Annotated in this window: 19 protein-coding genes and 1 pseudogene; 10 read left to right on the forward strand and 10 right to left on the reverse strand. The window is 73.3% G+C overall.

All coding sequences use genetic code 11. The features are described 5' to 3' along the window. A partial coding sequence (locus tag IEZ12_RS30960; protein WP_308431097.1) for an alkaline phosphatase family protein occupies positions 1-918 on the reverse strand: 918 nt, incomplete at its 3' end. A gap of 254 nt (positions 919-1,172) precedes the next feature. Between IEZ12_RS30960 and IEZ12_RS30965 the strand changes: the two genes are divergently transcribed. After that, entirely contained in the window at positions 1,173-1,862 is a 690-nt protein-coding gene (locus tag IEZ12_RS30965; protein WP_189276766.1) for a GNAT family N-acetyltransferase, read from the forward strand. A 107-nt stretch (positions 1,863-1,969) separates the two neighbouring features. On the opposite strand, the gene IEZ12_RS30970 is transcribed toward IEZ12_RS30965, so the two are convergent. Next, complete coding sequence (locus IEZ12_RS30970) at positions 1,970-2,161, reverse strand: DUF5999 family protein (protein ID WP_043911656.1); 192 nt, start codon at positions 2,159-2,161, stop codon at positions 1,970-1,972. Positions 2,162-2,509: 348 nt separating this feature from the next. Continuing rightward, positions 2,510-3,193, reverse strand: coding sequence for a hypothetical protein (locus IEZ12_RS30975; protein ID WP_189276768.1), 684 nt, complete (start codon positions 3,191-3,193; stop codon positions 2,510-2,512). Positions 3,194-3,554: 361 nt separating this feature from the next. Between IEZ12_RS30975 and IEZ12_RS30980 the strand changes: the two genes are divergently transcribed. The 3 genes from IEZ12_RS30980 (at position 3,555) to IEZ12_RS30990 (ending at position 6,356) form a co-directional block, all read left to right on the forward strand. After that, positions 3,555-5,054 carry a glutamate-cysteine ligase family protein gene (locus IEZ12_RS30980; protein ID WP_189276770.1) on the forward strand — a complete coding sequence of 500 codons (1,500 nt, stop codon included), beginning with the start codon at positions 3,555-3,557 and terminating at the stop codon, positions 5,052-5,054. 111 nt (positions 5,055-5,165) lie between these two features. After that, the gene (locus tag IEZ12_RS30985; protein ID WP_043911659.1) at positions 5,166-5,954 is read left to right on the forward strand and encodes a CPBP family intramembrane glutamic endopeptidase; all 789 of its coding nucleotides are present in this window, start codon (positions 5,166-5,168) and stop codon (positions 5,952-5,954) included. Positions 5,955-6,044: 90 nt separating this feature from the next. Then, positions 6,045-6,356, forward strand: coding sequence for a hypothetical protein (locus IEZ12_RS30990; protein WP_189276774.1), 312 nt, complete (start codon positions 6,045-6,047; stop codon positions 6,354-6,356). Here the strand turns inward: IEZ12_RS30990 and IEZ12_RS30995 are convergent. The 6 genes from IEZ12_RS30995 to IEZ12_RS31020 form a co-directional block, all read right to left on the reverse strand. Next, a complete protein-coding gene (locus tag IEZ12_RS30995) occupies positions 6,337-6,855 on the reverse strand; it encodes an HAD domain-containing protein (protein WP_189276776.1) in 519 nt (172 codons plus the stop codon). The two genes, IEZ12_RS30990 and IEZ12_RS30995, sit on opposite strands and share 20 nt — an antisense overlap. A 79-nt stretch (positions 6,856-6,934) precedes the next feature. After that, positions 6,935-8,185, reverse strand: a complete 1,251-nt coding sequence (locus IEZ12_RS31000; RefSeq protein WP_189276832.1) for an MFS transporter — start codon at positions 8,183-8,185, stop codon at positions 6,935-6,937. Positions 8,186-8,358: 173 nt separating this feature from the next. Then, a complete protein-coding gene (locus IEZ12_RS31005) occupies positions 8,359-9,054 on the reverse strand; it encodes a dienelactone hydrolase family protein (protein WP_189276778.1) in 696 nt (231 codons plus the stop codon). A 111-nt stretch (positions 9,055-9,165) separates the two neighbouring features. Further along, on the reverse strand, positions 9,166-10,527 hold the full coding sequence (locus IEZ12_RS31010; RefSeq protein ID WP_268250284.1) for a sugar porter family MFS transporter: 1,362 nt from the start codon (positions 10,525-10,527) through the stop codon (positions 9,166-9,168). Between the two features lie 154 nt (positions 10,528-10,681). After that, entirely contained in the window at positions 10,682-11,329 is a 648-nt protein-coding gene (locus IEZ12_RS31015; RefSeq protein WP_189276780.1) for an FMN-binding negative transcriptional regulator, read from the reverse strand. Then, a complete protein-coding gene (locus IEZ12_RS31020; RefSeq protein ID WP_189276782.1) occupies positions 11,323-11,988 on the reverse strand; it encodes a pyridoxamine 5'-phosphate oxidase family protein in 666 nt (221 codons plus the stop codon). Before IEZ12_RS31020 ends, IEZ12_RS31015 begins: the two co-directional genes overlap by 7 nt. A gap of 35 nt (positions 11,989-12,023) precedes the next feature. On the opposite strand from IEZ12_RS31020, the gene IEZ12_RS31025 reads away from it, so the two are divergent. Both IEZ12_RS31025 and IEZ12_RS31030 read left to right on the forward strand, forming a co-directional pair. After that, positions 12,024-13,367 carry an aminotransferase class I/II-fold pyridoxal phosphate-dependent enzyme gene (locus IEZ12_RS31025; protein ID WP_189276783.1) on the forward strand — a complete coding sequence of 448 codons (1,344 nt, stop codon included), beginning with the start codon at positions 12,024-12,026 and terminating at the stop codon, positions 13,365-13,367. 371 nt (positions 13,368-13,738) lie between these two features. Beyond that, a complete protein-coding gene (locus IEZ12_RS31030) occupies positions 13,739-14,110 on the forward strand; it encodes a hypothetical protein (RefSeq protein WP_189276785.1) in 372 nt (123 codons plus the stop codon). A gap of 40 nt (positions 14,111-14,150) precedes the next feature. On the opposite strand, the gene IEZ12_RS31035 is transcribed toward IEZ12_RS31030, so the two are convergent. Beyond that, positions 14,151-15,509, reverse strand: coding sequence for an NAD(P)/FAD-dependent oxidoreductase (locus tag IEZ12_RS31035; RefSeq protein WP_100584566.1), 1,359 nt, complete (start codon positions 15,507-15,509; stop codon positions 14,151-14,153). A gap of 146 nt (positions 15,510-15,655) precedes the next feature. Here IEZ12_RS31035 and IEZ12_RS31040 point away from each other — a divergent pair, with 146 nt between their 5' ends. The 4 genes and pseudogenes from IEZ12_RS31040 to IEZ12_RS31055 all read left to right on the forward strand — a co-directional run. Then, entirely contained in the window at positions 15,656-16,411 is a 756-nt protein-coding gene (locus IEZ12_RS31040; protein WP_043911673.1) for a HipA family kinase, read from the forward strand. After that, the gene (locus IEZ12_RS31045) at positions 16,408-16,797 is read left to right on the forward strand and encodes a DUF3037 domain-containing protein (protein WP_043911674.1); all 390 of its coding nucleotides are present in this window, start codon (positions 16,408-16,410) and stop codon (positions 16,795-16,797) included. Before IEZ12_RS31040 ends, IEZ12_RS31045 begins: the two co-directional genes overlap by 4 nt. Positions 16,798-16,878: 81 nt before the next feature. Then, positions 16,879-17,319, forward strand: a complete 441-nt coding sequence (locus tag IEZ12_RS31050) for a MarR family winged helix-turn-helix transcriptional regulator (RefSeq protein WP_043911675.1) — start codon at positions 16,879-16,881, stop codon at positions 17,317-17,319. 54 nt (positions 17,320-17,373) lie between these two features. Next, positions 17,374-17,995: pseudogene (locus IEZ12_RS31055) on the forward strand (DUF2797 domain-containing protein); the annotation flags it as partial.

Genomic DNA, 17,995 nt, shown 5'->3' on the forward strand with positions numbered 1-17,995 from the left:
GTTGGCGTGCTCGGACAGCGCGGCGGGCGCGATCAGCCAGGACACCTGCGGCAGCTTGTCGTCGCGCACGTCGGCGGCGAACGCGTCGACCAGGGCGTCGCCCATCGCGAACGGGTCGCCCTTCTTCGCCGGGTCGCCGACCTGCCGCAGGCCCCGCTCGTACAGCGCCGAACCGGGCTTCGCCTTGATGAAGTTGGTGAACCAGGCCAAGGCGTTGTCGTCGAAGTTGTCCAGCGCCTGGTACGTCTGCCAGCTGACCCCGGCGCGCTCCAGGCGCTCCGCGTAGGTGGTCCACTCGAACCCGGCGGCGGGCTCGGAGTTGTCGGTTACCGGGGTGTCGCGGACGGTGCCGCCGCTGGTGCCCGACATCAGGTGCTCGCGGTTGGTGTTGGTGTTGCACTGCACCGAGGCGTAGTACGCGTCGCAGGTGGTGAACACCGAGGCCAGCGCGTGGTAGAAGGGCATGTCGGCGCTCTCGTAGTAGCCCTGGCCGAGCCAGCCGGAGGAGCGCCGGGTCACCGAGCCGTCCGCCCGGCCGTCGTTCCAGGCGCTCATCGAGTCGACGTAGCCGAACGCGGGCGCGCCCTGCTGGTAGGCGCTGGTGTGGGCGGCGTTCATCGGGAAGGGCAGCAGGTGGCCCTCGGGCCGCGACGGGTCGGGCTGGTGGAAGATCGAGCGGCCGTTGACGCCGCGCACCGCGGCGCGGTCGCCGAAGCCGCGGACACCCGGCAGGGTGCCGAAGTAGTGGTCGAACGCCCGGTTCTCCTGCATGAAGACCACCACGTGCTGGATGTCCTCCAGCTTGCCCGGGCGGGCCGGCGCGGCCAGCGCCTGACGGACACTCAGCGGCAGTGCGGACAGCACGGTCGCGGCGGCGGCGCCGCCCAGCAGGGTACGGCGCGACAGTTCGGGACTCATCGGGGGCTCCTCGTGCACGGTTCCGGGCTTCGCTCCGCCCGGCCGCGACCATTCCTAGGCCGCCCAGGTGGACTGGACCAGTGCGGCGGATGGCCGGTGGGTGACGCGCTCCGCAACCTGTACAGACATCTCGGTGCGGCGGGGCGCGCGAGGAAAAGCCCGGGACGGCCCGCACCGTCGGCAGGTAATATCCCCAAGTGCCATTGGACCCTTACCGACCTCAGCTGGATCCTTACCGACCTCGGAGTGTGCCCATGCCCGACGACCCGACCGTCCCCGCCCTCGTCCGGGACTGGCTCAGCGGCTGGACGGTCGCCCGCGGCGCCGCCGACCCGCGGCCCGAACCCTGGGGCTGGAGCATCGACGTCGGCCAACCCCGCCACCCCTGGCGGCACGTGCTGCCCGCCCCCGTCGAGTCGGACGTCCGCACGCTCACCGGGGGCACCACCGTCCCGTGGACCTGGCTCAAGCTGTTCGACGTCGACGAGCGCGCCCTGCCGTGGATCGGACCGGGCTGGCACGTGGACGTCCCCGGCCACCTGATGACCTGTCGGCTGCGCCCCGAGCACCCGGCCGTCCCGGCCGGCTACCGGATCACCACCTGGAGCCGCGGCGGCGTCGTCCGCGCGATGGTGCGCACCGTCGAGGGCGAGTACGCCGCACGGGGGCAGATCGGCATCGCGCCCGACTCCGAGGGTTCGCTGCTCGCCGCCGTCGACCAGGTCGAGACGGCTCCCGAGCACCGCCGCCGCGGCCTCGGCTCACTGCTGATGCGCACCCTGCAGAGCGAGGCGCACGCGGCCGGCGCGCGCACCGGCCTGCTGGTCGGCACCACCGAGGGGCGCGCCCTCTACAGCGCCCTCGACTGGCAGTGGCACGCCCCGATGCTCAGCTTCTGGTACGACCCGTCCACGCCCGCCGATCTCCCGCTCGGCGGATCCTGAAGCGGCCCCCGGGGCGGCTTCCCGACGAAGGGCCGGAAAACGCCGAAGCCCGCCGGGAGGGCGCACTCCGGGCGGGCGACGATCGGCGAAGACAGCTCGAACCGCGTTCAGGCGGCGATCAGCAAGGTGCGGCGCGGGGCGATCACGCGGCCGTCCGGCAGCAGTTCGCCGGTGTCGTCGAACAGCAGCACCCCGTTGCAGAGCAGGCTCCAGCCCTGCTCGGGGTGGCGGGCGACCGGCTCGGCCGCCTCACGGTCCGAGGACTCGGCGGACGGGCAGTCGGTTCGGTGCTGGCACATCGTTGTACCTCGCTTCGCTCGGGATTCGCGCCGTCGCACGGTCACCCCCCGGGGCGCCCGCCCTGTCGACGGAAACTTTCTCACCGCATCAGGTGTGAAACGGCGTCAGCCGGGTAGGACGTGTGGTCTTCCCCCGGCCGACACCAGTGTCCGACTCTCCGGGCGCTCGCGCAGGCATTTGGTGACATGCGCCACAGAAGATCGGGCGAGATCACCCTACCGGGCGTCGGGCGGCCCGGTCCGCGCCCGAACGGGCCATCCCGGAACGATCCGATCGGATCATTACGGCATGGCCCGTTGGGGTGGTACACCGAGCAGTGGCGCCGAGGAACAGGGCCGGGCGGGGCGTCAGCCGATCAGCGCCGTCGGCCGCGCCGCCGGGGCGTTCGCCAGCCGGACGGGCAGTTCGGCGGCGGACAGCACCTGATGGGCCGCCATCCCGAGCGGGGCGGGGGCCAGCGGGATCAGCAGGTCCTCGCCGGGCAGCGCGCTGTGCAGCCACAGCGCGGACGCGTAGTGCTCGGGCAGCGAGAGCAGCCGCGGCTCGTAGTGGGCGGGGGAGGGGTGCACCAGCTGCCAGGCCTGGCGCAGCGCCCGGACGGTGGAGTCCAGGTAGGGGCCGGCGGTCAGGTGCGAGAACACCGGCCCGTCCGCGCCGGCGGCGACCTCGGCGGCGGCCACCACGTGCTCCAGCCCGTCCTCGGTGAACTCGCCCGTGACCAGCGGGCGGTGCTCCGGCCGCCCGTGCGCCGCCCCGCCCGCGCCGTCGCAGTCCCCGTGCGGGCACGGCGGCCCCGCCGCGTCCGGGCGGGCCGCGCACAGCAGGAACCGCCAGCCGATGCAGTCCGCGTCGGCCAGCCGGGGCGCGGGCCCGCGCAGGGCGTGCACGGGCAGCGCGAGCAGCGGCTCGGGGCGGTCGGCGCTATGGCGGAGCACGGCGGCCGCGGACGGCGGCAGGGCCGCCCCGGGTGCGAGGGCCGAGCGGACGGCGTGCAGGGCGCCGGCCGGGGGCTGGGGCAGGTGCAACGTCATGGTGAGTCGCCTCTCCGTTCGAGATCGGCGTACTGCGGCATACCGGCATGGCTTCGACAGCGAGGGGTCTGGCCGTGTCCGGTTGGGCAAGATCGCCGAGGGGGTGGACGGGTCGTCGACGAGTCCCTCGACGGTGGGGGAGTCTCGGACGGCCCTGACCTGGCCTGAGCGGCGTGCGAATTCTACTCGAACAAGTGCGCAGGGTGACCTTCATATCACGTTCCGTGGTGTCACGCAAGTGGGTTTGAGCTGACTGACCGTCAGAAGCGGTGTGGCGTTCGGCTGTTCGGACCGTGGGCTAGAAATCTTCGCGCGGGGCATGATGCACAGGCACTGTCGACCGAGGGGAGGGAAGGCACCCGTGGGCGAGAAGGTCGTGGCGACCCGGGCGGAGCTGGCCGACCGGCAGCTGTACCGCCGCAAGCTCCAGTCCTGTCTGGACGTCCTGGGGCGGATGCTCAAGGAGGAACGGTTCGACCGGCCGAAGGCCATGATGGGCCTGGAGATCGAACTCAATCTGGCCGACGAGCAGGGGCAGCCCATGCTCGGCAACGAAGCGGTGCTGGACGCGATCGCCTCCACCGACTTCCAGACCGAGCTCGGCCGCTTCAACGTCGAGCTCAACATCGCCCCGCGCCGCCTGGGCGGACACGTCTTCGAGGACCTGCGCGAGGAGCTCGGCACCGCCCTGCGCTACGCCGACCGGCGGGCCGGGCAGGCCGGCGGACGGCTCGTCATGGTCGGCATCCTGCCCACCCTGGACCTGGAGCACGCCGGGCTGGAGGCGATGTCCAGCAACGACCGCTACACCCTGCTCAGCGACCAGATCCTGGCCGCCCGCGGCGAGGACATCGCGCTCGACATCGACGGCGTGGAGCGGCTCACCATCGACTCGGTGTCGATGGTCGCCGAGGCCGCCGCCACCTCCCTGCAACTGCACCTCCAGGTCACCCCCGCCCGGTTCGCCTCGGTGTGGAACGCCGCCCAGGCGATCTGCGGCGTCCAGCTCGCGCTCGGCGCGAACTCGCCGTTCCTGTTCGGCCGCGAGCTGTGGCGCGAGACCCGCCCGGTGCTGTTCCAGCAGGCCTGCGACACCCGTACGGCCGAGCTCAAGGCCCAGGGGGTGCGCCCGATCACCTGGTTCGGGGAGCGCTGGGTCGACTCCGCCTACGACCTGTTCGAGGAGAACCTGAAGTACTTCCCGGCGCTGCTGCCGATCTGCGACGACGAGGACCCGGTCAAGGTGCTGGCCTCCGGCGGCGCGCCCCGGCTCGGCGAGATGCGGCTGCACAACGGCACCATCTACCGCTGGAACCGCCCCGTGTACGACGTCGCCGACGGCGTCGCCCACCTGCGGGTGGAGAACCGCTGCCTGCCCGCCGGCCCGACCGTCGCCGACATCCTGGCCAACGCCGCGTTCTACTACGGCCTGGTCCGGATGCTGGCCGAACAGCCCCGCCCGATCTGGACCAGGCTGCCGTACGAGAAGGCCGACCAGAACTTCCTCAACGGCGCCCGGCACGGCATCGACGCCGTCCAGTGGTGGCCCCGCTCCGGGCGCGGCGCCCGGGGCCTGGTCGAACTGCCCGCCACCGACCTGGTGCTGAACGAACTGCTGCCGCTCGCCCACCAGGGGCTGGACCGGTGGGGTATCGCCGCCCGCGACCGCGACCACTACCTCGGGATCATCGAGCAGCGCTGCCTGCGCCGCACCAACGGCGCCGCCTGGCAGGCCGCCACCGTGCACCGGCTGCGCGAACGCCGGGGCCTCGACCCGAACGCCGCGATCGCCGAGATGACCCGGCGCTACATCGAGGGCATGCGCAGCGGCGAGCCCGTGCACACCTGGCCGGTGGACTGACCGCACCGACGCCCCTGAACAGGGTCCAGGAACGTCTCATCGTCCTGTGAAAGGATGATCGGCCCGGAGCCGACCGTGAGCTCCGGGCCGCATCCGCCCTCGGGGAGACCAGTGACCACCGCCTCGGCCGAGCCCGCCACCACCAAGACCCCCTCCCGCCGGCTGCTCGCCGCCGAACTGCTCATCGTGCTCGGGCTCTCGCTCGGCGCGAGCGGCGTCTCCGCGCTGATCAGCTTCGCCGGCTCGCTCACCGAACCCGTCGGCCTCGGCCAGCAGGTCGCCACCCTCAACGCCTCCCGCGCCCCCGGCCGCCCCTGGCTCGACCTCGCCTGGCAGCTGTACTACGTCGCCCGCGGCCTGATGCCCGTCGTGCTGGTCGGCTACCTGCTGGTCCGCGAAGGCGCCTCGCTGCGCACCATCGGCTTCGACCTGCGCCGCAAACTCTCCGACCTCGGCCGCGGCACGCTCCTCGCCGCGGCCATCGGCGGCTCCGGGCTCGCCCTCTACCTCGGCGCGCAGGCGGCGGGCTTCAACCTGACCGTCGCCCCCTCCGGCCTGCCCGACGTGTGGTGGCGGATCCCGGTGCTGGTCGCCGCCGCCTGGCAGAACGCCATCCTCGAAGAGGTCGTGGTGGTCGGCTACCTGGTGCGCCGCCTGCACCAGATCGGCTGGTCCTGGCCCGCGATCATCACCGCCAGCGCCGTCCTGCGCGGCTCCTACCACCTGTACCAGGGCGTCGGCGGCCTGGTCGGCAACATGGTGATGGGCGTGGTGTTCTGCCTGCTGTACCGCCGCTGGCGCCGGGTCGGCCCGCTGGTCGCCGCGCACGCCCTGATCGACACCGTGGCCTTCGTCGGCTACGCCCTGCTGGCCGGCCACGTCAGCTGGCTGCCGTCCTGAGACGCCCGTTCCTGACGGAAGGTCAGCTGCGAGTAGGGTGACGCCCGGCGGGCGCGCGGCGCGCCCGCCGGGCAGGGGAACGGGAGCGGCATGGGCGGGCAGCAGGGGTGGCACGGCGAGCGGGAGCGGGACCAGGAGCGCGCCCGCCGGATCGCGGACGCGCTGCACAAGCTCACCGGCCGCCGGCCCCTGGTCGAGCACGACCGCAACGGCGGCGCCACCAAGGTCAGCCTCAAGGTCGTCGAACGACCCGACCGCACCCAGACGTTGGCGGTGCTGCGGGTGCTGCGCCACGGCGACCGCTTCGGGCACGCCCGCACCGCCCGCTGGGAGCACGTCTGGGTCGAGGTGGGCGCGCGCCGGGGCGCCGGTTCGGCGCCGGTCAGCCCGCCCACCGGTTGAGCCAGGTCTGCGACGGGGGACGGCGCAGCAGCCGCTCCACGTGCTCGCGCCGCAGGCCCTGCGCCGGGTCGATCGGCATCAGCAGCCGGTCCGGGCGCAGCAGGCTGCGCCGCACCAGCCGCGCGGGGATGCAGTCGTCGATCCAGGCGAACGGGCGGCCCTGGGCGTAGCGCAGCAGCGGCGCCCACTTGAAGGCGGAGAACAGCTCCATCAGCGGCACCCGCGGGTCGCCCGGCTGCGGGACGTAGCCGCTGAACTTGACCACCGGGAGTTCGGGCAGACCCAGCAGCGGGGCGATGTACCGATTCGCCTCGAACTCCCAGGTGGTCGCCCAGACCAGGTCGTAGCGCTCGGCCAGTTCGTGCAGCCACTCGCCGTGGCGCGGTGACAGCAGCACCGAATAGCCCAGCAGGGTATGGGAGTCGAAGTCCTCGTCGGGGTGCGGGAACACCGGGTTCAGCACCCCGTCGACGTCAACGTACAGCAGCGGCTTGCCCATGCGGGTTCCTCACCGGGTTGTGGCCAGTTGCCCGCACGGACGCATTCCGGCCCCCGGGGGTTGCAGACCGGGGCGGCAGTCACCCGGACGTGGCAGGCTCCGGTTGCGGCAGGTTGCCGCGCGCCTCGGGCACCTTGCGCTCCAACTGCCGTACCTCCGGCACCAGCAGCACCGCCGCGGCCAGGCCCAGGCACGTCAACGCGCAGGCCCACAGCGCACCGGAGCGGCCCAGCACGTCCGCCGCCGGACCGGCCAGCGCGGTGCCCGCCGGCATCAGCGCGAACGAGCCGAAGGCGTCGTACGCGGAGATCCGCGACAGCAGCTCCTCGGGGATCTCCTGACGGAGCGCCACCAGCCAGCCCACCACGAACACCGTGACGCCGACGCCGGACAGGAACATCGCCACCACGACGGGGACCAGCGGCAGGCCGAGCGCCAGCGCCAGCGCGGGCAGGCCGAACAGGAACACGCCGCCGTTGCCGACCAGCAGGATCCGGCGCGGCTGCCAACGGGCCATCAGCACCGCGCTCACCACCATGCCGACGCTGAGCGCGGCCATCGCGGTGCCCCACGCCCCGGCGCCGCCCATCCGGTCCTCGGCGATCACCGGCCCGTACACCGTCTCGACGGCCAGCACGCAGGCGTTCATCAGGGAGAACTGCACGACGATCGCCCACAGCCAGCGGCGCGAGACGAACTCCCGCCAGCCGACCCGCAGTTCGTGCACCAGGCTGGGCCCGGCCGTGCGCTGCCCGCCGACCTGCGTCAGGCCGGTGCGCATCAGCGCGGCCACCGCGAAACAGACCGCGTCGCCCGCCAGCACCCAGCCGGGGTCGGTCGCCGCGGCGAGCAGGCCGCCGAGCGCGGCGCCGGCGATCTGCGCGCCGTTCGTGCCCATCTTGAACACCGAGAGCGCCTTCGACGCGTGCTCGGCCGACACCGCCTGGAGGATCACGCCCTCCGCGGCCGGGGTGTAGAACGCCTGCCCGGCGCCGCCCGCCGCGGCCAGCGCCAGCAGCGCCCACAGCGGCGGATGCCCGATCAGCACCAGCGCGGCCAGCGCCGCCTGCGACACCGCGTTGAAGGCGTTGGCGCCCACCATCACCACGTGCCGCGGCCAGCGGTCGGCCACCGCCCCGCCGATCAGCATCAGCACCACCAGCGGCACCGTCCGCGCCGCCGTCACGTAGCCCACCTCGGCGGTGCCCCAGCCCGCGCCCAGCACGGCGAACGCGGTGGCGATCGGCGCGGCGGCGTTGCCCAGGCCGCTCACCACCGTGGCGGCGGTCTGAATCCGGTAGTTGCGGCCGGCCCAGGCCGGGTAGGTCATTCGCACCGCCCGACGATGGCTCGCAGGCGACCGCCCTGTCCACCGAATTTCAGGGCGCCCGGTCCTCCGCGAGCAGCCCCAGCACCACCTCGTCGACGAACCGGCCGGGCACCCGGGCGGCCCCGCGCATCGTCCCCTCGACGCGGAACCCGGCCCGGACCAGGGGATTTCCGTCAACCCAGGTGCGCCCAGAGGAAGGTGAGGGTGCGGCGCCAGGCGATGGCGGCCTGCAGCGGGTCGTAGCTGCTGGGGGTCTTCTCGTCGTTCATGAAGGCGTGGCCGGCCGGGTAGAAGTGGATCTCGGGGCGGCGGTCGGTGGCCTCGCCGATCCGGATCGCGGCCTCGTCGACCACGGCGGCGGGCAGCGAGGCGTCCTGCTCGCCGAAGTGGCCGAGGACGTGCGCGGTCAGGCCACGGTAGTCGTAGTCGGGGTCGCCGGGCAGGCCGTAGAACGGGACGACGGCGGCGACCCGGTCGCCCTCGCGGGCGGCGAGCTGCAGGGCGAGGCCGCCGCCCATGCAGAAGCCGGTCACGCCGATCGCGTCGCCGACCGCCCCGGGGTGCGCCAGCAGGTACGAGACGGCCGCGGCGAGCTCCTCCGCGGCGCGTTCGGGCGGCAGTTCGCGCTTCATCCGGGCGGCCGCGTCCCGGTCGTGGGTGACGGTGCCGCCGTACAGGTCGGGCGCGAGGGCGAGGAAGCCCTCGGCGGCGAGCCGGTCGGTGAGTTCCGCGATGTGCCGGGTCAGGCCCCACCACTCCTGGATCACCAGGACTCCGGGGCCGACCCCGGCGGGCGGCACCGCCAGGTAGCCGTGCACGGTCCGGCCGGAGGGGCCGGCGAAGCTGACGTTCTGGCGGGCAGCGCCCATGGCCTCTCCGTCGGGGTGGCCGCGCGCGGCGGCGGGCAGGAAGGTTCGTCTGGCACTCTAGGCCCGGATCCACCTCCCGCACCGCCACACTGACGGTGTGTCAGCGAGAGTTCAGCCCATCTCTTCCAGCGCTTTGCCCTTGGTCTCCTTGATGCAGAAGGCCACGAACGGGATCGACAGCAGGGCGAAGCAGGCGTAGATGACGTACGTCGCGGACAGGTTCCAGTCCGCCAGGTTCGGGAAGCTGACGGTGATCGCCCAGTTGGCGATCCACTGCGCGGACGCGGCGACCGACAGGGCCAGTGCCCGGATCGTGTTCGGGAACATCTCGCCGAGCAGCACCCACACCACCACGCCCCAGGAGAACGCGAAGCAGAACACGAAGACGTGCGCGGCGACCAGCGCGACGGTGGCGTGCGTGTTGTCCAGGGTGGCGGTGCTGCCGGTGCCGTGCCGGAAGGAGAACGCCCAGGCGGCCAGCGCGAGCGCGATCGCCATGCCGACCGACCCGGCCAGCGCCAGCGGCTTGCGGCCGATCCGGTCGACCAGCGCCATCGCGACCACCGTGCCGATGACGTTGACGATCGAGGTGGACAGCGAGATCAGCAGCGAGTTGGACTCGTTGATGCCGACCGACTGCCACAGGAACGACGAGTAGTAGAAGATCACGTTGATGCCGACGAACTGCTGGAACACCGAGGCGCCGATGCCGACCCAGACGATCGGCAGCAGCCCGAACCGCCCGCCGAGCAGGTCCGTCAGCCGCGGCTTGCGCCGGGTGTCCAGCACCCGGCGGATCTCCGCCACCCGGTTGTCCAGGTCGACGTCCGGGCCCTCCACCTCGACCAGCACCTTGCGGGCCTGCTCCTCGCGCCCGTCGGCGATCAGGTAGCGCGGCGACTCGGGGATGGCCATCGCCATCAGCCCGTAGACCAGGGCGGGCACCGCCTCCACGCCGAGCATCCACTGCCAGGCCTGGATGCCCGCCAGGTGGTTGGTGGACTCGCCGCCCGCGGCCTGGTTGAGCGCCCAGTTGGCGAGCTGCGAGACGGTGATGCCGAGCACGATCGCCATCTGCTGGAACGAGGCCAGGCGGCCCCGGTAGGCGGTCGGCGCGACCTCGGCGATGTAGGTGGGGGCGATCACCGAGGCGATGCCGATCGCGATGCCGCCGAGCACGCGCCACACCCCCAGCACCTCGATGCTGGGCGGGAACATCGACCCGATGCCGCTGATCGCGAACAGCGTCGCGGCCAGCAGCATGGTCCGCACCCGGCCCAGGTGGTCGGCCAGCCAGCCGGCCATCACCGCGCCGGCCGCCGAGCCCAGCAGGGCGATCGCCACCACGAACGCGGTCTCGCCGTTGCCGACGCCGAAGTGCTTCTGGATGCCGGTGACCGCGCCGTTGATCACCGCACTGTCGTAGCCGAACAGGAAGCCGCCCATCGCGGCGGCGGCGGAGATGAACACCACATGGCCGAGGTGCTCGTCCCGGACGGCGGAGTGGGTAGCCAGTGCTCTCTCCCTACGTGATGATCCGTCCGATTACGGGCGGATTTATCCGGAGGTAATTCGACCAGCGGCTACCCCGTGGCGCGGCTTCGACACGCCCGGAACCGATGAGCTGTCAGTCCGATGAACCGCCGAGGGCGGGGCGACGGGTGCGTCGCCGCAGCAGCTGCGCCCGGGCCGCCGCGTCCTGCGGGTTCCCGGTCGCCGCGTACCGCTCGGCCAGCCGCTCGGCGATCTCCAGCTGCACCTCCACCGGCTTCTTGTCGTCGTACTTGAACTTCGCCCGCACCCGGCGCACCGTCAGCCGCAGCCCGCGCAGGCCGGTCAGCTGCGGCCCGTACGGCGCCGCCCCGACCACCACCCGGTCCTCGGGCCACTCGGGCTGGAAGTGCGCCAGCTGCCGGTTGAGGATCTCCGCCTTGCCGACCGGGTCCTCCACCAGCTCGGCGGTGCAGGAGAACTGCACCGAGGCGTAGTAGCTGGTCGGCGTGTACGGCGCGCCGCGCCAGCGGCCCGGTGCGAACGCGTAGTCGTCGGTGACCGCCAGCGTCACCTGCGGGTCGGCCCGCACCGCCGCCAGCAGCGGATTGGGGGCGGCCAGGTGCAGCAGGATCTCGCCCGCCGCGGCGTCCAGCAGGAAGTGCGTGGGCACCAGGACCGGGCCCTCGGGCCCGTTGGCGGCCAGCGTGCCGAAGTCCCGTCCGGCCGCCAGCCACTCCTGCCACTCCTGCTCGGTGCCGCGGTCCCAGCCGCGGATCAGCACGTCGGGCCGGCCAGGTACCCGGGCAGCGGGAGGTCCGAGTGCGGGGAGGCCTGCGGCGTGCCGTAGACGGGGGCGACGGGGACCACGCCCGCCCAGTACGGCAGGTCGAGGTCCGCCTCGTCGTCGACCACGTCGCCCGTGCGGGACTTCGCCGACACCTGGTCCAGCTCCAGCCGGATCACCGCCGTCGCCGCCAGCTCCTTCGCACTGCCCGGCCGGCAGTCCGCGGCCCGCCCCGGCGCCACCTGCTCGACGATCGCGTCCAGCGCGATCCGCAACTCCTCGGGGTCGGTGACCTGGTGGGCGGTGCCGTGCGCCACCACCGAGCGGTAGTTGACGGAGTGGTTGAACGCCGACTTCGCCAGTACCAGGCCGTCCAGGTGCGTCACCGTCACGCACACTGCCAGGCCCTGCTCGTCGCGCGCCCCGCGCAGCGGGCGGCTGCCGGTCGAGCCGTGGATGTACAGCCGCTCGCCGACCCGCGCGTACAGCGTGGGCAGCACCACCGGCGCGCCGTCCCGGACGAAGCCCAGGTGGCACAGGTACCCGGCGTCCAGGACCGCGTGCACCGCGTCCCGGTCCCAGGCGGCCCGCTCCTTGTCCCGGGTGGGGGTGGTGAGATCGTTCCGGGCGTACGTGTCCCGCGGCGTGTCCGACATGACAACCCCCAATGTACTAGTGCATAATTATCTTTGTGCTAGGAGAGTATCGGATCACGGGTCGGCGAGCCAGCGAGATCGCCGCCGACATCGAACGCGCCGTCGCCGACGGGAGGTTGGAGCCGGGAGCCGCCCTGCCGCCGATGCGCGACCTGGCTGCCGAACTCGGCGTCAACCCCAACACCGCCGCCGCCGCCTACCGCCTGCTGCGCGAACGCGGCGTCATCGAGACCGCCGGTCGCCGCGGCAGCCGGATCCGGCCCCGCCCCGCCACCACCCCCCGCGACGAAGCCCGGCTGCCCGTCCCGCCCGGCGCCCGCGACCTGTCGGCCGGCAACCCCGACCCCGCCCTGCTGCCCCCGCTCGGCCCCGCCCTGGCCGCCGCCGCAGCCGGCCCCGCAGTCCTGTACGGCGACCCCGTCGCCGAACCCGAACTCCTCGACGGCTTCCGCGCCGAATTCCGCGCCGACGGCGCCCCCGACGGCGAACTCGCCGTCTGCTCCGGCGCCCTGGACACCATCGGCCGCGTCCTCGCCGCCACCCTGCGCACCGGCGACACCGTCGCCGTCGAAGACCCCGGCTGGGGCAGCGTCCTCGACCTGCTGCCCGCCCTCGGCCTGCGCACCGCCCCCGTCCCCGTCGACGACGAAGGCCCGCTCCCGCACGCCGTCGCCGCCGCCCTCGACGCCGGCGCCCGCGCCCTGATCGTCACCAGCCGCGCCCAGAACCCCACCGGCGCCGCCCTCACCCCCACCCGCGCCGCCGCGCTGCGCACCGTCCTCGCCGCCCGCCCCGGCACCGTCCTGATCGAGGACGACCACGGCCACGGCATGGTCGACCAGCCCTTCCAGTCGCTCGCCGCCGACGGCCGCGGCGGCACCACCGTCACCCACTGGGCACTGGTGCGCTCCGCCGCCAAGGCCCTCGGCCCCGACCTGCGGGTCGCCGTCGTCACCGGCGACGCCGACACCGTCGCCCGGGTCCTCGGCCGCCAACGCCTGGACGCCGGCTGGGTCAGCCACCTGCTGCAACGCGCCGTCGTCGAACTGCGCCGCACCGACGCCGCCCCCGCCGCCCCGATCGCCGCCGCGTACCGGGCCCGCCGCGACGCGCTGCTCACCGCGCTCGCCGCGCAGGGCGTCCGGGCCCACGGCGAGAGCGGCGTCAACGTCTGGGTACCCGTGCCCGACGAGACCGCCGTCGCCGCCGCGCTGCTGCACCGCGGCTGGGTGGTCGCCCCCGGCTCCCGCTTCCGCCTCGCCTCCCCGCCCGCCATCCGGATCGGCATCGCCCCCCTCGACCCCGCCGAAGCCCCCGCCTTGGCCGCCGCCGTCGCCGCCGCCCTGCACGGCCCCGCCCACGGCTCCCGGGTCACCTGAGATGGTGAACTGCCGTTGCCAATAGGTGAGTTCGGTGATGGGCCGGTGTCCGGTGGCGGCATTCTGCGCCCTGTTGTGGCCTGCGCTGCCGCTGGTGCGTTCAAGGCTCTCGAATCCTGGGTCGCCGTTGTGGACGTGTCCGGGGACGGGGTTCATGTCGGTAGTGAACTGCCGTTGCCGATGGGTGTTCGGTGATGGGTCGGTGTCTGGCGGCGGCATTCTGCGCGCCGTTGAGGCCCGCGCTGTCGCTGGTGCGCTCAAGGCTCTCGGGTCCCAGGTTGCCGCTGCTGGCGGCTCCGGGGTTGAACTTCCGTTGCTGCGAGGCGAGTTCGATGACGACTCGGTGCTTGACGGCGGCAGTGTCCCGCACCGTGCCCGGGTCGCCTGAGATGTGGATCCACCTGGACCGCCTGGACCCCGGCTCGCCCGTGCTCGCCGAGGTTCGCACCGCGTACGGCCCGGCCGTCGCCCGCTGGCGCGGCGATCTCGCCGACCCGCCCGGCCGCTACCGGGTGGAGTGGACGATCGACGAGGAGCGCGTCGCCGTCCGGCCTGCCTCCGGGACCGGGCCCGAGATCCGCTGCGAGGGCCAACTGCTCGTGCTGCGGGGCGAGTTCGACGGTGAGGCGGTGCTGCGGGTCGGTGACGCCATCGTGCTGCTTGACCTGGCCGCCCGGCCGCCCGGCCCCCTCGAACTGGCTGTGCCGCGCGAGCACGTGGAGCTGTACCCGTACCGCACGTGACGAAGCCCCCGCCCGGTGCGGGCGGGGGCTCTGCGGTGGCTCAGCCCTTGGCCAGCAGGGCCTGGGCGTGCTCGCGGACCTGGTCGCGGGAGAGGTAGGCGTCGGTGTACTCGAAGTCCCGCAGGCGGGCGGGCTGACGGGCCAGGAAGCCGGTGCGGACGAAGTCGTCGCCGGCGGTGGCGTTCAGCAGCCAGTTCGCGCTGGTGCGGTACTTCGCGGCGTTGGTGCGCATCGCCATCACGTGGTAGCCGCGCGCCACCAACTGGGCGGGCAGGCCGTGCAGTTCCACGCCCATCGGCTTGGACACCGCGTCCTTGCCGCCGAGGTCGACCACCAGGCCCAGGTCCTTGTGGAAGTACGGCTGCAGCGGCTGGTTGCGCACCGCCGCCACCAGGTTGTCGGCGAGCTGCCGGCCTTGCCGCGCCGAGTGCTGCGCGGTCGGCGGGCAGACCGCGCCGTCGCCCTTGGCGAGGTCCGGCACCGCGGCGGCGTCGCCGAGCGCGAACATGCCCTCGAACTGCGGCACCCGCATCTCCGCGGTCACGGCGAGGCGTCCGCGCACCGTCTCCGCGTCCAGCGTGCCGATCAGCGGGGACGCGGCCACGCCCGCCGTCCAGATCAGCGTCCGGCACGGCAGCGTGCGGCCGTCGGTGAACTTCACCGTCTCCGCGCCGACCTCCGCGACCGACACGCCCAGCGACACGTCCACGCCGCGGCCGCGGAGGATCTCCATCGCGGTCTCGCCGAGCTTGTCGCCCAGCTCCGGCATCAACTTCGGCGCGATGTCGATCAGGTGCCACTTGATCAGGTCCGGGTCCAGCCGCGGGTAGCGCCGGATCGCCGCCGTGGTCAGCCGTTGCAGACAGGCCGCCGTCTCGGTGCCCGCGTAGCCGCCGCCGACCACCACGAACTGCAGCCGCGAGGCCCGTTCCTTCTCGTCCATCGACGCGGAGGCCAGGTCGAGCTGCGCGATCACGTGGTCGCGGATGTACGTCGCCTCGGCGAGGGTCTTCATGCCGCGGGCGTAGTCCGGCAGGCCCGGGATGTCGAAGGTCCGGGTGACGCTGCCCGGTGACAGCACCAGGTAGTCGTACTTCTCCGCCACCACCTCGTCGGTGATCTTGCGGACCACCGCCACCCTGGAGCGCGGGTCGATGCCGATCGCCCCGCCGGGGACTATGTGGGTGCGGCGCAATGTACGCCGCAGCGAGATCGCCACCGACTGCGGGGTCAGCACCCCGGCCGCGACGTGCGGCAACAGCGGCAGGTACAGCTGGTAACTGAACGGCGTGACCAGGGAGATCTCCGCCTCGGAAGGGGCGAGCTTGCGCTCCAGGCGGCGCGCGCACTCCAGCCCGGCGAAGCCGCCGCCGACGATCAGGATCCGAGGTCGTTCCATCGTTCATCCCCTACGTTTGCGGGTCCGTGACTGAGTCCGTGACTGACTTAAGGACGACTGTTGGCCACACTCGCACGGGCCCACGGAGGGTGCATCTCCAGCGGCTCCCGGCCGGAGCCGCCGATGAGGGCCGCTAGGCTGTCGGGATGCTCTCCGAGGTGACGGCCGTCCGCTACGCGACGCCGCTGCGCGAAGGCGGTTCGATGCCCGGCCTGATCGAGGCCGACGACCGCCGTCTGTACGTGTTGAAATGGGTCGGCGCGGCCCAGGGCCGCAAGGCGCTGGTCGCCGAGGTGCTGGCCGGTGAACTCGGCCGCGGGCTCGGCCTGCCGGTGCCCGAACTGGCCCTGGTCGACCTCGACCCGGTGCTCGCCCGCAGCGAGCCCGAGGTGCAGATCCAGGACCAGATGCGGGCCAGCGGCGGCGCCAACCTCGGCATGGCGTTCGTGTCCGGGGCGCTCAACTTCGACCCGCTCTGCTTCGACGTCGACGTCGACACCGCCGCCCGGGTGCTCTGGTTCGACGCGCTGATCGGCAACGTCGACCGGTCCTGGCGCAACCCCAACCTGCTGGTCGCCGCCGGCGGCCTGCGGGTCATCGACCACGGCGCCAGCCTGATCTTCCACCACAGTTGGGCGCGCGCCGAAGCCTGGCGGCGCAAACCCTACGACGCCTCCGACCACGCCCTGCGGCACGCCGCCGGCCACCTGTCGAAGGTGGACGCCGAACTCGCCGCGCTGGCCGAGACCGCCCTGCCCGCCGCCGTCGCGGCCGTCCCGGACGTCTGGCTCGCCGACGAGCCCGGCTTCGACGGCCCCGACGCCGTCCGCGCCGCCTACACCGCGCAGCTCACCGCCCGCCTCGCCGGGCCCCGCGACTGGCTCCCGGAGGTGGCCGGCTGATGGATCAGCACCCCAAGGACTACGAGTACGCGCTGATCCGCGCCGTCCCCCGGGTCGAGCGCGGCGAGTGCGTCAACATCGGCGTGCTGCTGTACTGCCGCGACTCCGGCTACCTCGGCGCCCGCACCCATCTCGACCAGGGCCGGCTGCTCGCCCTCGACGCGGTCGCCGACGTGGCCGGGGTGCGGCGCGCCCTGCGCGGCATCGCAGCGGTCTGCGCGGGCGGCGAGGCCGCCGGACCGGCCGCCGCGGACAGCCCCGGGCAGCGCTTCCGCTGGCTCACCGCCCCGCGCAGCGCCGTCGTCCAGCCCGGCCCCGTGCATACCGGCCTGACCGCCGACCCGGAGGCGGAACTCCACCACCTGTTCGACCGTCTGGTGCTGTAACGCCCGCCGTTCCTGGACATTTTGATTACTTGCCTCGCTCAATACTGGAGGCACTGAAACGATGGGCGTACCCTGACCGCCATGGGCAGCACCACAGGCACCGGCACCACCCCCTCCACCACCGAGCTGATGGAGCAGGTCGCGGCCGTCGGCACGGCCTACTTCCAGGACTTCGCCGCCGCCGCGGCCCGCCACGGACTCAACTCCTCGCAGGCCAAAGCACTCAAGGCCGTCCTCGAACCCGTTCCGATGCGCGCCCTCGCCGGACGCCTCGGCTGCGACGCCTCCAACGTCACCGGCATCGTCGACCGCCTCGAAGCACTCGGCTACGCCCACCGCGAAGCCGCCGCCGCCGACCGCCGCGTCAAGATCGTCACCATCACGGACGACGGCCGCACCGTCCTCGACCGGATCCGTGACGACATGACCCGTGCCCGCCAGGCCTTCGACAGCCTCGACGCCGAGCAACGCGCCGCCCTGTCCCGGCTCTGCCAACAGGTCCTGCCGCTGCTCCGCCCCTGATCGGCCGCCGCCCCTCGGGTGCCCGCTGTCGGTCCCATGCCCTACGCTCGCCGGATGCACCAGGCGAACGGATGGACCTCGACCGGACTGCGCTGGCTGGACGGAGCACCCCGCCTCACCGCCACCGACGGCCGCACCCGCCACGACCGGCCGCTCACCGACGGACTCCCCGTCGCCTGGCGGATCGCCGGCCCGCGCCGCTGCACCGGCGCCTCCACCGCCCGCGGCCACCGCCCCTGCCCGCACCACGCCGCCATCGAACCCGACGGCACCACCACCCAGTGCCCCACCTGCCAGAGCGCCGACCGCGGCCTGCAACTCGCCCGCGACCGGATCCTCGACGACGGCCGCAGCTACCGCCTCTACCTCGCCTGGTTCGGCCCCGGCCTGCTCAAGGTCGGCCTCACCGCCGAAGAACGCGGCACCGTCCGCCTGCTCGAACAGGCCGCCCTCACCTGGACGTTCGTCGCCCACGGCCCGCTGCCCGCCGTCCGCCGCGCCGAACTCGCCCTCGCCCACGCCAAACTGGCCCGCGAACGGATCCCCGCCGCCGCCAAGTACCCCGCCTGGTGGACGCTCCCCACCGCCGCCGACCGGCACGCCGAACTCACCGCCGGCCGCACCCGCGCCCTGCAGCTGCTCGCCCGGCAACCGCCCGCGGGGCACCCGCTCACCC

Source organism: Kitasatospora griseola (assembly GCF_014648555.1).
Classification (GTDB): domain Bacteria; phylum Actinomycetota; class Actinomycetes; order Streptomycetales; family Streptomycetaceae; genus Kitasatospora; species Kitasatospora griseola.

Coding starts and splice junctions, on each gene's coding strand:
- IEZ12_RS31020 (WP_189276782.1), bottom strand. CDS start 11,988: ATGTCGGACACGCCGCGGGACACGTACGCCCGGAACGATCTCACCACC.
- IEZ12_RS30970 (WP_043911656.1), bottom strand. CDS start 2,161: ATGTGCCAGCACCGAACCGACTGCCCGTCCGCCGAGTCCTCGGACCGT.
- IEZ12_RS30995 (WP_189276776.1), bottom strand. CDS start 6,855: ATGGGCAAGCCGCTGCTGTACGTTGACGTCGACGGGGTGCTGAACCCG.
- IEZ12_RS31005 (WP_189276778.1), bottom strand. CDS start 9,054: ATGGGCGCTGCCCGCCAGAACGTCAGCTTCGCCGGCCCCTCCGGCCGG.
- IEZ12_RS31000 (WP_189276832.1), bottom strand. CDS start 8,185: ATGACCTACCCGGCCTGGGCCGGCCGCAACTACCGGATTCAGACCGCC.
- IEZ12_RS31035 (WP_100584566.1), bottom strand. CDS start 15,509: ATGGAACGACCTCGGATCCTGATCGTCGGCGGCGGCTTCGCCGGGCTG.
- IEZ12_RS31040 (WP_043911673.1), top strand. CDS start 15,656: ATGCTCTCCGAGGTGACGGCCGTCCGCTACGCGACGCCGCTGCGCGAA.
- IEZ12_RS30965 (WP_189276766.1), top strand. CDS start 1,173: ATGCCCGACGACCCGACCGTCCCCGCCCTCGTCCGGGACTGGCTCAGC.
- IEZ12_RS31050 (WP_043911675.1), top strand. CDS start 16,879: ATGGGCAGCACCACAGGCACCGGCACCACCCCCTCCACCACCGAGCTG.
- IEZ12_RS30990 (WP_189276774.1), top strand. CDS start 6,045: ATGGGCGGGCAGCAGGGGTGGCACGGCGAGCGGGAGCGGGACCAGGAG.
- IEZ12_RS30975 (WP_189276768.1), bottom strand. CDS start 3,193: ATGACGTTGCACCTGCCCCAGCCCCCGGCCGGCGCCCTGCACGCCGTC.